We start from the raw sequence: 13,512 nt of genomic DNA on the forward strand, positions 1-13,512 counted from the left end.
GCTTTTTTTAATTATTCAACAAAGTTTGAGAAAAGAGCCCTTTCTTTTTTGTTCGGCAATATCATAACTCCATGGACAAGCTCATAAAAATGATATAAAGGGGAGGGCTTGCCATGGAACAGGAAATCGAGAACCTTGATAATCGTACGGACCCTGCGACCAAAAGGATGTTGCAGAATTTAATTGAGCGAAAGCGAAAGTTTGACCGGTTTAAATCCAGACATCTTTTGTCAGTATGGGTGACGATAGGATTAATTTCAATCTACTTCTATTATCTCTATGTAACGGTGCTGCAGCCTTATTCGTATTCTTTCGCTGAGATGTTCTCAGTGTATGTCCAGAATTCTGCGAATTTATATTTCCTTATTTTAACGGTAGGGACTTATGGATTGATGATTCTGTTAAAAGAGAAGCGTGAAAAGGCAGAGAAAGAATACCAGGCACTAAGGTGTGAAATTGTGGACAGAAGCAAGGATTTATGGAAAAAAGAAGAAGAATGGAAAAATCGCCATATTGTATTTGACATGATGAAGAAGAAGTTTGATATCAATCTGTTTCATGAAAATAAATAGAAGCATCCAAAGGGGACGCTTCTATTTATTTTAAAGGCTGTTTTCGTAAAGATGGTTGTTAAAATCCTAAAGCCGATTTTAACGTAATATAAGGCCATTTTGCAGGCCGGTATTAAATTTGCATGCTCTTTTCTCATAAAAAGAGTCAACTTTGCGAAGAAAATTAGCCTAATCAATCCTAATTTGTAGTTAAAAGCAACAAAGTTTAAGAAATAAGCCATATTAAAATATCCTCTTTTTTCCTTGTTCATCCTTTAGAATCTCCACTGCCTCACGGAAGCGCTGGGAGTGGATGATTTCGCGTTCGCGGAGGAATCTTAATCCGTCGTTAAGATCAGGGTCATCACTCATGTTAATGATCCACTGGTAAGTTGCTCTCGCCTTTTCTTCAGCCGCAATGTCTTCATACAAATCAGCGATTGGGTCGCCCTTTGCCTGAATATAGGTTGCGGTCCATGGCACACCTGCGGCATTATGGTAAAATAAGGCCTTGTCATGGTTTGCATAATGACCGTCTAATCCGGCGGCCTTCATCTGATCCGGCGTGGCATCCTTCGTTAATTTATAGACCATTGTCGCTATCATTTCCAAATGGGCGAATTCTTCGGTGCCAATATCAGTTAAAAGCCCGATTACCTTATCAGGAATGGTGTAACGCTGATTTAAGTATCGTAATGCAGCAGCGAGTTCGCCATCTGCCCCGCCATATTGTTCAATCAAAAATTTTGCCAGCATAGGGTTGCAAGTGCTTACTTTTACGGGATATTGCAACTTCTTTTCATAAAGCCACATTTCCTTACCCCCTCCTAATTGGAATTTAGATTTGCCATGGCCAAGGACCGTCATCCCAGTTCCACGGATATCCTGAATAGCTGTTGCCGAATTGCTGGAGAGGTCCATACATGCTTTCAACGACTTTCTTCAATCGGCGTCTTTCTTTTGCGAACTGGTTGAACTGAGTGATGGCTTCATAATCCTCCGGGTGGGTGTCCAGGTACAAGGTGAGTTCAACAAGAACAAAATCTACTGCCTGGAGTTCTTCCATGGCTGCATAAAATTCCTTGGGTAATTGTTTCATGTATGATCATCCTCCCTTGGAGCTTCATAAGGTGAATACCAAGGATCATAGAAAACCTTCCACAGCGTTCCAGTTCTTAATGCCTGCATTGGCGTGAACTGTTCTAGATTGGCCGGCTGGAAGCCTAGGAACAAATTAGGCGGTGTGGAATACGTTTTCGCCTTGATCGGCGGACAAGGGTCGAAGGGACTGGAGTACGGATACCAAACTCTTCTGTATGTTGACAAGCTAAGCCCTCCTCTATATAAACTTCATTTCATTTTATGAGCAAAATTTTATTTCATGTTAAATTTATCTATATAAGAAGGGATTTTGGCAGAAATGCAGAAATATATAAGACAGGGCTGTACTTAAAAATTTGAGGTGAGTGGAATGTTTGTTAAAAGTATCATGATACCGAAGTATAAATGTATAACCGCACAATTGGATGAAACATTGCAAAGCGTTCTTGATAAGCTGGATGGAAATGAAATTGATGGCGTACCCGTACTGGACGGCGATCAATATGCAGGTGTGGTCACAAGATATGGCATCTACCAGGAGTACTTCAAGACAGGGGGAGAGAAGGATGAATTCCTCCAAAACAAAGTTGCTCGTGATGTACTTTGCCTTCAGGAACAAATCCTTCATGGCATTGAAATCTTCGAAAGTACTTTGGTGAAATTGAAGGATATCCCGCTGATGGCCGTAGTCGATGAAAAGGGGAAATTCCAGGGAGCCGTAACTCGCTCTGATGCCCTGGACCAGTTCCAGAGTGCTTTTGGAGTACATAGGGAGGGTGTCAGGATTGCGTTTACTTCTGTTGAAACAGAAGGACGTATCGCACGATTGGCTGATATCGCCCACCAGTTTCATGAGCATATCATCTCACTGGTTACTTTTGATGAAACAGATAAGCTTGTCCGCAGGATTGTCATGAAGGTCGAAAAGAAAGACAACATTGACAAGTTTGTTAAGAAGCTGGAAGAGTCTGGATTCCGGATCCTTGATATCCATGAAGTTTGATTTTTCTATACGGAAATAAAGACAAGGGCCTTTCATACATTGTGTATGGGAGGTTTTTGTATGCTTTGGAAAGTTTTCAGGCTGGTCATTGGACTGCTTTGTGGTTACCTTTTTATTATTTCGCTGTCAGCAATCTTTCCCGTACAATCGGAGGAGTTTCTGGGAGAGTTTATTTTAAACCCTTTTCAGTTTCTTGCCGGGGCGGTGGCTCTTGTATTCGGCATGTATGCATTCGGGGGCCTGATCAGGGACGGAGGAGTTGGTGTCATTAGTGCCAGCAAGGGTAAAAAGGGTTTTGGGGCGGATATTATTTTATCAATAACCTGTCTAACCTCATTCTTATTGCTATTGCCCCTGGGTGTCTGGCAGACGGCAATTTTTTTCGTTTTCTGTTTGCTTTATGGTATGATGTCTTTTAGCTCACCAGAGGACGGAAATGAAAGCTAGATAAAGTATTGCGGGAGGCAAAAATGGAGATTATTATTTTCATCCTTGGAATGCTGCTGATTGGCAGCTTCCTTTTACTATATATGTATCGACAGGCCTTTGCTGACAGAGTGCTTGAGCAGGAAATCAGATTGAAAGGATTTCCGGAAAGCTTCGGGTCAGTCAAAATCTTTTTTATTTCCGATATCCATAAGCGGATCATACAAGATTCGATTATCAATGCGGTAAAGGGAAAGGCCGACCTTGTGATTATTGGTGGTGACCTTGCTGAAAAAGGTGTTCCCTTGGAGAGGGTTTCTGCCAATATTGAAAAATTGAAAATGATTGCTCCAGTTTTTTTCGTCTGGGGAAACAACGATTATGAATTCAATTCCCATGAACTTGACTCTCTTTTGTACCACCTGGGTGTTAAAGTACTCGACAATACCGCAGTTAAATTTGAATCAAAAACTGGGGACGTCATGCAGGTATTAGGTATTGATGACTTAAGTCTTGGTAAAAGCAGACTGGATCTCGCTGTCCGTGATGCTGAGGAAGAAGGATTCAGGATCCTGATCAGCCATAACCCTGCCATCGCTAACAGTCTCAAGCCAGAATACGGTATCCGCCTGGTATTAAGCGGACATACTCACGGTGGACAAATCAGGATATTCGGTTTTGGTCCTTATGAATTAGGCGGGATCAAAAAGAAAAATGGCGCCACAGTGTTGACCAGCAATGGTTATGGAACCACAGGAGTCCCTTTAAGACTGGGGGCAAAGGCTGAGACACATCTCATTACATTGGTTTCAGATTCCTAAAAAGCAGATTGAAGTTTTACAGCAAAGCTTCAACATGGATATAATCGGTAATACAGGTAATGATGGAGGTTTTAGCATGGGGAATGGCGGAGGTAAATACAATATTAAGGCAGTATCCCAAATGCTTGGTATCCAGCCTGGCACCCTAAGGGCCTGGGAAAGAAGATATCAGATGATTGCCCCTGTAAGAAATGAATCCGGTCACCGATTATATACCGAGGAACATGTTGAAATATTACGGTGGTTGATTACAAAAATTAATCAGGGCTTTACGATCAGCCAGGCTGTAACTTTGCTTGAGAACTCTTCTTCTATTTCTTTGGAGAAGGCTGAACTGCCAAAAAGGGACAGGGTCGATGAAATTAGAGACAAGCTATTGGCTGCACTTCTGGAGTTCAACGGTTCTAAAGCTCATGAATTAATCAACGAGGCTTTTAGTCTATTTACAATTGATAAAACTGTTATCGATTTATTGGGTCCCATTTTGATTAAAGTGGGTGATTTATGGGAAGAGGGTAGTATAACGACTGCACATGAGCATTTTGCTTCGTCATTTATACGTTCGCGAATAGAAGGAATATCAAATTCTTTTCCGCATAGCTCATTCCTTCCAAAGTCAATTGCAGTTTGCGGGCCCGGTGAAAAACATGAACTCGGCTTGTTAATCTATACGCTTTACCTAAGGCGAAAAGGCTTTGAAGTGATCTTCCTAGGCACAAGCATTGCCGAGAATGATCTAGAGGTAGTTGTGGAAAAGATTAAACCCAAATTTCTCTTCTTCTCCTGCACTCTCGTTGAAAATAGAAATGCAACCATAAAGCTTGCCGAAGAAATGAAAAAGATTAATCCGGACCTTATTATTGGGCTCGGTGGAATAGCATTTGATTCCATGCCGTTTGAGCAGCAAGAAGAATATCGGGAGTACATTGTAGGAATGACAAGAGCGGAATGGGAAATGTGGTTAAAAAAGCGCATTGATCAATTTAAATAACTCACCAACCTGCGATATTTTCATAAACTACAATAAGAGCTTTGTCGATGGCAGGGGGCATGAATATGCGCTTGGAACGATTAACCAACAATAAGATTAAGATATTCCTTACGATAGATGACTTATCCGACCGGGGATTGACCAAAGAAGATATATGGAAAGATTCGTTGAAGTGGCATCAGCTTTTTCATGATATGCTTGAGGAAGCCAGCGAGGAATTCGATTTGGATATCATCGGTTCAGTTGCAGTGGAAATTTTTTCATTGCATGCCCAGGGGATGGTCATGATTGTCACTATGATCGAACAGGATGAAGATGAGGAGCAGTTCGATGATGGGATTATAGAAATGCAAGTCACGCTCGAAGGAAGCGAAGACATATTGTTTGAGTTCGAGAATATCGAGGACGTGATCCAGCTGGCGAAAAGACTCTTGGACGCCGGTATTATTGGAGGAAGCCTGCATTTCATGAATGTTCATTATTATTTGCTTATGAACGGAATATTGCCAGATGAGGCCGATAAGACGGTTTCGATCATGGCAGAATATGGAGTTCCATCAATATTGAGCATCCACAGACTGCTCGAGTATGGGAACGAGATTATGGAAGAACGTGCAGTCGAAAGCCTTGTCCATTATTTTATGAAATAATGGAGGGGTTTCGGCTTTTTTTATGGAAAACAATGGTTCAAGAGGTGGTCTTTTGATCAATTCCCTCAGCAAACTTGTCTGATTGCCAACGAGGGAATTTCAGAGGAATTTTCGGGTTGTTTCCTTCCCAAAATGACTCTTAAAATACTGTATGATCGCCAGGTAATGTCTTACTATTCAGTCAATTTATTATTAAGCCAATAACAATAAGGGCTTGAATGGTAGCGTTTTCATTCAATAATCAAAAAATGCGGAAAACTGTTTTTTTCTTCTTGCATAAAATAACCAAAGGTGTATACTAATCCATGAAAGCAGACAACATCCGCAAAAGTGATTTAGGAGGTTTATCAATGGTAGCCGCAAACGGTAATGAAAATCCAAATAAAGAAGACAAACATGACGTCTTACGATCTACACAAACTGTTATTCACAAGGCTTTGGAAAAACTCGGATACCCAGATGAGGTTTTTGAGCTTTTAAAGGAGCCGCTCAGGATGATGACAGTGAAAATCCCTGTCAGAATGGATGACGGATCTGTTAAAGTCTTTACTGGCTACCGGGCGCAGCACAATGATGCAGTGGGTCCAACAAAGGGAGGAATACGTTTCCATCCAAACGTATCAGAGAAAGAGGTAAAAGCCTTATCAATCTGGATGAGCTTGAAATGTGGTATCGTCGATCTTCCGTACGGCGGCGGTAAAGGCGGGATCGTCTGTGATCCTCGCGACATGTCATTCAGGGAACTTGAAAGATTGAGCCGGGGATATGTACGCGCGATCAGTCAGATCGTAGGTCCTACAAAAGATATCCCGGCACCTGATGTTTTCACAAACTCTCAGATTATGGCTTGGATGATGGATGAATACAGCCGTATAGATGAATTTAACTCTCCGGGATTCATTACAGGCAAGCCGCTGGTACTCGGTGGTTCACATGGTCGTGAATCAGCAACTGCAAAAGGGGTTACGATTTGTATCCGCGAAGCTGCGAAGAAAAAGGGAATTGAACTTGAAGGCGCAAGAGTTGTCGTCCAGGGATTCGGTAATGCCGGAAGCTACTTAGCAAAGTTCATGCACGATGCTGGAGCGAAAATCATCGGTATATCAGATGCTTACGGCGGGCTCCATGATCCGGAAGGACTTGATGTCGACTACTTGCTTGACCGTCGAGACAGTTTCGGTACAGTAACCAAATTATTCAATAATACAATTACAAATAAAGAATTGCTGGAACTTGATTGTGATATCCTTGTTCCAGCTGCGATAGAAAATCAGATTACCGAAGAAAATGCCCATAATATCAGGGCTAGTATCGTAGTTGAGGCTGCAAACGGGCCAACAACGCTGGAAGCAACAGAAATCCTTACAGAACGCGGCATCCTGCTTGTTCCGGATGTACTCGCTTCTGCAGGCGGCGTAACGGTTTCTTACTTTGAATGGGTCCAAAATAACCAGGGTTATTATTGGACAGAAGAAGAAGTGGAAGAGAAGCTTGAAAAGGTTATGGTGAAATCCTTTGACAGCATCTATGATACAGCCCAGACACGCAGAGTAGACATGCGTCTTGCTGCTTATATGGTCGGTGTCCGCAAAATGGCTGAAGCTAGCCGCTTCAGAGGCTGGATATAATCTTACCAAAGGGTTCTTCATTGAATCTTAAGATGAAATCTCCTATCATTTATTGATAGGAGATTTTTTTATTTTTGGCTCTGTTAAAGCCCGATGTTGTTTTAAAGCCCTGTTGATTGTAGTGGAAGGCGCGAAGACTCCTCCGAAAATGCTAACGCATTTTCATCGTGCGTGGGCAAATTCGAGGAAACTCAATCAATGTCCTGCGGGATGAACAAGTCATGGGGAGACCCCGTAGGCGCATCAAGCGCCGAGGAGGCTCCCGACTGCAAGGAAGAATTGGTTTTTGAAAAAGCCGGCCTCTGGGCTTTTTCATTATTCTTCCCCGCGGAAAGCGAAGCGCCTGGAACGAAAATCAACAGCCGAGTTTAACAGAGCCTTATTTTAGATCGATCGATAAGGAGTGTTTACAATACATGATAAACGAAGATGTCATCATTATCGGGGGCGGTCCCTGCGGGCTTGCTGCGGCTATAGCCTTAAAGAAAAAGGGAGCGAATCCGCTCATCATTGAAAAAGGAAATATCGTAAATGCGATTTATAATTATCCGACCCACCAGACCTTCTTCAGCAGCAGTGAAAAGCTTGCAATTGGCGATGTGCCCTTCATAACCGAGAACCTTAAACCAAAACGGAATCAGGCATTGGTTTATTACCGCGAAGTTGTCAAGCGGGAAAGGCTGAGGATTAATAAATATGAAAAGGTAACGGATGTTGAGAAACAGGGCGATAATGTTTTCAAGGTTTCCACGGATAAACAGCAATACACTGCTAATAACATCGTCATAGCGACTGGTTACTATGATCACCCAAACCTCCTGGGAATACCGGGCGAAGAGTTATCAAAGGTTTCCCATTATTTTAAGGAAGCCCATCCTTTCTTCGATATGGACGTCGTCGTCATAGGCGGGAAAAACTCCAGTGTGGATGCTGCGATTGAGCTGGAGAAGGCAGGGGCGCGAGTAACCGTATTGTACCGGGGAGCAGAATATTCACCAAGCATCAAACCGTGGGTACTGCCTGAATTCGAAGCGCTTGTCAGGGCAGGTTCTGTAGAGATGGTATTTAATGCAGAAGTAAGAGAAATCGAAAAAGACTTTGTGGTATATGAGCATGAAGGGGAAAAGGTGAAAATAAAGAATGATCATGTTTTTGCAATGACTGGATACCGTCCGGATCATGCCTTCCTTGAGAAAATGGGTGTGAAAATTGAGGCAGATACAGGTCGGCCGTATTTTGATCCGGAAACAATGGAAACAAACGTTCAAGGCATTTTTATTGCAGGAGTAATTGCTGCCGGGAACAATGCGAACGAAATATTCATCGAAAATGGACGCTTCCATGGCGGACAGATTGCAGAAGCGATATCAAGCAGAACCAAGAATGAATAGAGGGCGGGTGATATCCCCTTTTATATTTTCAGATGAGAATGTTTTTAGGTCACCAATAGGCTTGATAGGTGACCTAATTTTCCAGAAAATGGATTTTCGGGTCACCAATAGGCTTGATTGGTGCCCTGTTTTTCTAGAAAATGGATTTATAGATCACCAATCTACTTCATTGGTGCCTGGTTTTTCCGGAAAATGGATTTTCGGATCACCAATAGGCTTGATTGGTGACCTGTTTTTCCGGAAACTGGATTTTCGGGTCACCAATAGGCTTGATTGGTGACCTGTTTTTCTAGAAAATGGATTTATAGATCACCAATCTACTTCATTGGTGCCTGGTTTTTCCGGAAAATCCAGAAAATGGATTTATGGATCACCAATCGGCTTGATTGGTGACCTTATATTCCGAAAAGTGGATTCATAGGTCACCTATTGACTTCAGTAGCACCTGAACCTTCCGTTTACTTATCCAAATTAGGATTGCAACCGATAAAATTCTAGAGTGAAGAATAAAAAAGCAGTGTCTGATTGAATTCAGGACACCGCTTTTTCATATAGCACGTCAATTTTAGAACATGAACATCTCATTAATTTCATTCATCTGATCCGTTATAGCAAGGGCAACCAGCAGTTTAATCCTTGCTTTCTGACCGTTCAAACCGTTTGAAAAAATGACGCCCAATTCCTTCAGGTGCTTGCCGCCGCCTTCATATCCATAAACATCCTGGACTATGCCGGCAAAGCTTCTGGAAACAATGACAACCGGAATATTGTGTTTGAGAAAATCTTTTACACCCTCAAGTGCTGTGGGCGGAAGATTGCCTTGTCCAAGTGCTTCGATCACGACTCCATCTACGTTTAAGGCCAGTATGGCTTGCAGTAAAGAAGAGTCCATTCCTGCGTGTGCTTTAATCAGGGAAACTTTTTTGCTGATATCCGCCACCGGATAGTTTTCGTGTTTCGTAGGAGTGTGGTGGAAAAGAACCCCCCTTTTTGTCACTATCCCGATTGGGCCATATTGCGGGCTCTGAAAGGTTGAGATGTTGCTTGTATGTGTCTTGGTCACGTTGACAGCCGTGTGAATTTCGTCATTAAGGACGACAAGTACCCCTTTTCCCTTTGCTTCCGGGCTTAAAGCCACTCTTATTGACGATATTAAATTATACAGGCCGTCAGAGCCGATTTCATTGCTGGATCTCATTGCACCAGTAACGACGACCGGGAAGCTTGCCTGGCAAGTGAGATCGAGAAAATATGCTGTCTCCTCCAGTGTATCTGTTCCATGGGTAATGACTGCTCCATCGATGTAGCCTTTTTTATTATAATCCTCAAGGATATACTTTAACTCCATCATCTCTTTTGGTGTAATGTGTGGAGATGGCAAATTGAAGGGCTCTTCTACAACAAGTTCAGCAAGATTGGATAAATGCTCAGTTCCCTGTGTCAGAGGGTTATTCGCCCCTGGTTTGACCGCTCCGTTTGTATCCTCGCTCATGGAAATGGTACCGCCAGTATGAATCAATAAAATATTCTTCTTCAAAACTATTACCTCCGAAAGACCATTAAGAAAGAATAATAATCCATTTTCTTTCTTCTAATTACATGATACGATTAAAAAAACAAATTGAAAAGAGGACAGCATATGCTGGGAATAGTTACTGCCGGGGTAGCTCCGGGTCTGGCGCTGTTAAGTTATTTTTACTTAAAGGACCAGTATGAGTCAGAGCCGCTATCACTGGTGTTTAAAATGTTTATTTTCGGTGCATTGCTTGTATTTCCGCTTATGTTCATTCAATATGTGCTTTCTGTCGAGGGATTGTTCCAGGGAGACTTCACCAAAGCGTTCGGAACGGTTGGTCTTTTAGAAGAATTCTTTAAGTGGTTTATACTTTATTATACAATTTTCCAGCATATTTCCTTTGATGAACATTATGATGGAATTATATACAGTGTGGCTGTATCCCTGGGTTTCGCATCAGCTGAAAATATCTTTTACCTGCTTGCCAATGGCCTCCAGGATGCAATTGGGAGGGCGCTCCTGCCTGTATCCAGCCATGCGCTTTTTGGAGTGATAATGGGTTACTATATTGGTAAGGCGAAGTTTTCCCCCGGGGTTCAAAAGAAGTGGATCATACTTTCACTAATGGTGCCAGTCCTTCTGCATGGTGTTTATGATTTCATCCTTATGACCAGGGAAGACTGGCTGGTTCTGATGGTTCCATTCATGATTTTCCTTTGGTGGCTGGGACTAAGAAAAGTGAAAAAGGCGCGAATATTGACCCTGCAGCATATTGAAAAGCAATATCCAATCTGAAAGACTCTTCATTCTTAAAAAATGGAGGGTTTTTTTGTTTTGTGGAATAAAAGTCAACTCTTAACAAAAAATAGGAGTAATCTTTTAAGTTCACATCTTTGGGGGTTGCATTCAATGAAGAAATATCGGTCTATCTTGAAGGTGATGGCCGCTTTGGCTTTGATCATGTCTTTTGTGCAATTAAGTGAAATCGATCAAAGGGCTGAGGCGTTTACAAGTCAGGTGCTCCAGCAGGGTGCGGTAGGTGACGATGTTATTGAACTACAGTCACGACTAAAGCATATTGGTTTTTACAACGGTAAAATCGACGGAGTATTTGGCTGGGGTACCTATTGGGCACTAAGAAATTTCCAATATGAATTTGGTTTGGAGATTGATGGAGTTGCAGGGTGGAAGACGAAACTCAAGCTTGCGAAAGCGACGCCAAATGCGAAAATTGCCTGGGGCGGCGAAAAACAAGGCGGCGGCAAAACGGGCGGAGGTGCCCAAACACAATCCGCACCAAAACCGGCTGCTGCCACAAATACACCAAATGGATTCTCGCAGAATGATATCCAGCTCATGGCTAATGCGGTCTATGGAGAAGCCAGGGGTGAACCTTATACCGGACAGGTAGCAGTTGCGGCGGTAATTTTGAACAGGTTGGACAGTGCTACATTCCCGAATACAGTTTCGGGGGTTATATTCGAACCGAGGGCGTTCACAGCAGTTGCTGATGGCCAAATCTGGCTTACGCCAAACGAAACCGCAAAAAAAGCAGTCCTTGATGCGATCAATGGCTGGGATCCTACTGGAAACGCCATGTACTATTTTAATCCTGATACTGCCACCAGTGCCTGGATTTGGTCACGACCGCAAATCAAAAAGATTGGAAAACACATTTTTTGTAAATAGGGGTGAGTTGAATTGCTAAGAGGAATAGCCATTGCAGTCCTCGTCATTGGTATTGCCGGAACTGCCTATTGGGGTTATCAGGAGCACAGGGAAAAAACAGCGGTACTGATTAATGCTGAAAATAATTACCAAAGAGCCTTTCATGACCTGACATATCAAATTGATTTATTGAACGATAAAATTGGTACAACACTAGCGATGAATTCAAGAAGTTCATTATCACCACAGTTGGCAGAGGTTTGGAAAATCACCTCGCAGGCTCATAATGATGTAGGACAGCTTCCTTTGACACTTTTACCATTTAATAAGACGGAAGAATTTCTGGCGAATATCGGTAATTTCAGTTATAAAGCAGCAATCCGTGATCTGGATAAAGAACCATTAACAGAAAAAGAATATTCGACACTTAAGACCTTATATGAACAATCAGGTGAAATCCAGCAGGATTTAAGGCAAGTCCAGCATATGGTCCTGGAAAATAATCTCCGATGGATGGATGTTGAACTCGCTCTTGCTACAGAAAAGGGCCAGACTGACAATACCATCATTGATGGGTTCAAGACTGTCGAAAAAACAGTGGAAGGGTATACGGAAACAGATTTCGGACCAGCACAGATCAATCTTCAGAAAAAAGATGAAAATTTTAAAAAGCTGCCTGGCGAGCAAATATCCAAGGAAAAAGCGATCCAGATTACGAGGAAATATACTCCGGTCAGAAATGGCGGCAACGTGAAGGTAACGGAAAATGGCAAAGGCTCGGATTATGGATTTTTCAGTGTTTCGATCCAGAATCCAAAATCAAAGCTTGAAGCGAATATGGATATAACCAAAAAAGGTGGCTATCCAATCTGGTTCTTGCTTGACAGAGATGTGAAGAATCAAAAACTCAGTCTCAATGACGCTTCTAATAAGGCAATCGCCTTTTTAAAGGATCATAATTTCGAAAACCTGGATCTCTTTGAAAGCGCCCAATATGATAATATCGGTGTATTTACTTTTGTCGGTACGCAGGACGACGTAAGAATTTATCCCGATGCAATCAATATGAAGGTCGCACTGGACAATGGAGATGTCATCGGCTTCTCTGCGGAGGATTATTTGAAATCCCATAAAACAAGGGAAATTCCACAGGTTGGCATTGACATGGCGGAGGCAAAAAAGAAAGTCAATCCAAATCTCAAAGTGATGGATGAGAAGCAAGCAATTATCCTGAACGACATTAATGAAGAGGTGTTGTGCTATGAATTCACAGGAGTTCTCGGCAATGACACCTTCAGGATTTATATCAATGCAGAAGACGGAACGGAAGAGAAAGTAGAAAAACTGCAAAATGCTGAACCAGTATATGAGGATGTAGTCTAAGGGAAAGCCAAGTGCTTTCCCCTTTTTTATTGTATAGGAAGTTATAAAAGCATTTTTGTGTGGATAACTACCTGTGGGTGTGTTAATCCAGCTCCAGCGCCTAGCCCCTCGAGACGCTTGTCTAGCTGCGGCTCCTAACTCCTCGAGACGCTTCGTTCCTGCCAATGAAGTCAAGGAACGACTTCACTGTCAGGCCCTCCGAGACACACGATGTGCTAGACCCGCCAGCCACAGGACGTGGCGTTATAGGCGTGCAACGCTTGTCGGGCTGAACAAGGCGCTTGCGCTTTTCTTATAGTTTACCAGGGTCCATGCATCCATCACACTTATTTCCGTAGCATTCATGCTGTTCATCAATCGATTCTCCACACTCAATACATTGC

Annotated in this window: 17 protein-coding genes; 12 read left to right on the forward strand and 5 right to left on the reverse strand. The window is 42.5% G+C overall.

The window, feature by feature from the left end:
- Window positions 1-113: 113 nt before the first annotated feature.
- Entirely contained in the window at window positions 114-572 is a 459-nt protein-coding gene (locus J7E37_RS12810) for a YpbF family protein (RefSeq protein ID WP_214778596.1), read from the forward strand.
- A 222-nt stretch (window positions 573-794) separates the two neighbouring features.
- Here the strand turns inward: J7E37_RS12810 and J7E37_RS12815 are convergent, their stop codons facing one another.
- From J7E37_RS12815 to J7E37_RS12825, 3 genes are read right to left on the reverse strand one after another with little or no spacing between them, the layout of a single operon-like run.
- Window positions 795-1,364: a manganese catalase family protein gene (locus J7E37_RS12815; protein ID WP_214778598.1), complete on the reverse strand. Its 570-nt coding sequence runs from the start codon at window positions 1,362-1,364 to the stop codon at window positions 795-797.
- 25 nt (window positions 1,365-1,389) lie between these two features.
- On the reverse strand, window positions 1,390-1,650 hold the full coding sequence (locus J7E37_RS12820; protein WP_214778600.1) for a spore coat protein CotJB: 261 nt from the start codon (window positions 1,648-1,650) through the stop codon (window positions 1,390-1,392).
- Window positions 1,647-1,877 carry a spore coat associated protein CotJA gene (locus J7E37_RS12825; protein ID WP_214778602.1) on the reverse strand — a complete coding sequence of 77 codons (231 nt, stop codon included), beginning with the start codon at window positions 1,875-1,877 and terminating at the stop codon, window positions 1,647-1,649. Before J7E37_RS12825 ends, J7E37_RS12820 begins: the two co-directional genes overlap by 4 nt.
- Before the next feature lie 145 nt (window positions 1,878-2,022).
- Between J7E37_RS12825 and J7E37_RS12830 the strand changes: the two genes are divergently transcribed.
- The 8 genes from J7E37_RS12830 (at window position 2,023) to J7E37_RS12865 (ending at window position 8,562) form a co-directional block, all read left to right on the forward strand.
- Window positions 2,023-2,655 carry a CBS domain-containing protein gene (locus J7E37_RS12830; RefSeq protein WP_214778610.1) on the forward strand — a complete coding sequence of 211 codons (633 nt, stop codon included), beginning with the start codon at window positions 2,023-2,025 and terminating at the stop codon, window positions 2,653-2,655.
- Between the two features lie 60 nt (window positions 2,656-2,715).
- A complete protein-coding gene (locus tag J7E37_RS12835; protein WP_214778613.1) occupies window positions 2,716-3,102 on the forward strand; it encodes a hypothetical protein in 387 nt (128 codons plus the stop codon).
- A gap of 23 nt (window positions 3,103-3,125) precedes the next feature.
- The gene (locus J7E37_RS12840) at window positions 3,126-3,902 is read left to right on the forward strand and encodes a metallophosphoesterase (protein ID WP_215024263.1); all 777 of its coding nucleotides are present in this window, start codon (window positions 3,126-3,128) and stop codon (window positions 3,900-3,902) included.
- Between the two features lie 76 nt (window positions 3,903-3,978).
- On the forward strand, window positions 3,979-4,893 hold the full coding sequence (locus J7E37_RS12845) for a MerR family transcriptional regulator (RefSeq protein WP_214778617.1): 915 nt from the start codon (window positions 3,979-3,981) through the stop codon (window positions 4,891-4,893).
- 65 nt (window positions 4,894-4,958) lie between these two features.
- Window positions 4,959-5,543, forward strand: coding sequence for a genetic competence negative regulator (locus J7E37_RS12850; RefSeq protein WP_215024265.1), 585 nt, complete (start codon window positions 4,959-4,961; stop codon window positions 5,541-5,543).
- A gap of 350 nt (window positions 5,544-5,893) precedes the next feature.
- A complete protein-coding gene (locus J7E37_RS12855; RefSeq protein ID WP_214778619.1) occupies window positions 5,894-7,171 on the forward strand; it encodes a Glu/Leu/Phe/Val family dehydrogenase in 1,278 nt (425 codons plus the stop codon).
- A 198-nt stretch (window positions 7,172-7,369) separates the two neighbouring features.
- Window positions 7,370-7,543, forward strand: a complete 174-nt coding sequence (locus J7E37_RS12860; protein ID WP_215024267.1) for a hypothetical protein — start codon at window positions 7,370-7,372, stop codon at window positions 7,541-7,543.
- Between the two features lie 44 nt (window positions 7,544-7,587).
- Window positions 7,588-8,562 (forward strand): YpdA family putative bacillithiol disulfide reductase, encoded by a 975-nt coding sequence (locus tag J7E37_RS12865; RefSeq protein ID WP_215024269.1) that lies wholly within the window; start codon window positions 7,588-7,590, stop codon window positions 8,560-8,562.
- Window positions 8,563-9,127: 565 nt separating this feature from the next.
- Here J7E37_RS12865 and J7E37_RS12870 read toward each other — a convergent pair.
- Complete coding sequence (locus J7E37_RS12870) at window positions 9,128-10,099, reverse strand: asparaginase (protein WP_214778626.1); 972 nt, start codon at window positions 10,097-10,099, stop codon at window positions 9,128-9,130.
- A 102-nt stretch (window positions 10,100-10,201) separates the two neighbouring features.
- On the opposite strand from J7E37_RS12870, the gene prsW reads away from it, so the two are divergent.
- The 3 genes from prsW to ypeB all read left to right on the forward strand — a co-directional run bounded on the left by prsW (window position 10,202) and on the right by ypeB (window position 13,129).
- A complete protein-coding gene (gene prsW / locus J7E37_RS12875; protein ID WP_214737154.1) occupies window positions 10,202-10,873 on the forward strand; it encodes a glutamic-type intramembrane protease PrsW in 672 nt (223 codons plus the stop codon).
- A gap of 114 nt (window positions 10,874-10,987) precedes the next feature.
- Window positions 10,988-11,767, forward strand: a complete 780-nt coding sequence (gene sleB, locus J7E37_RS12880; RefSeq protein WP_214778628.1) for a spore cortex-lytic enzyme — start codon at window positions 10,988-10,990, stop codon at window positions 11,765-11,767.
- A gap of 12 nt (window positions 11,768-11,779) precedes the next feature.
- Window positions 11,780-13,129 (forward strand): germination protein YpeB, encoded by a 1,350-nt coding sequence (gene ypeB / locus J7E37_RS12885; RefSeq protein WP_214778631.1) that lies wholly within the window; start codon window positions 11,780-11,782, stop codon window positions 13,127-13,129.
- Between the two features lie 292 nt (window positions 13,130-13,421).
- Here ypeB and yhfH read toward each other — a convergent pair.
- Window positions 13,422-13,512, reverse strand: a 91-nt coding sequence (gene yhfH / locus J7E37_RS12890) for a protein YhfH (protein WP_215024271.1), incomplete at its 5' end; no start/stop codon positions are given.

It is taken from the genome of Bacillus sp. ISL-39 (genome assembly GCF_018613295.1).
Taxonomy (GTDB): domain Bacteria; phylum Bacillota; class Bacilli; order Bacillales; family Cytobacillaceae; genus Mesobacillus.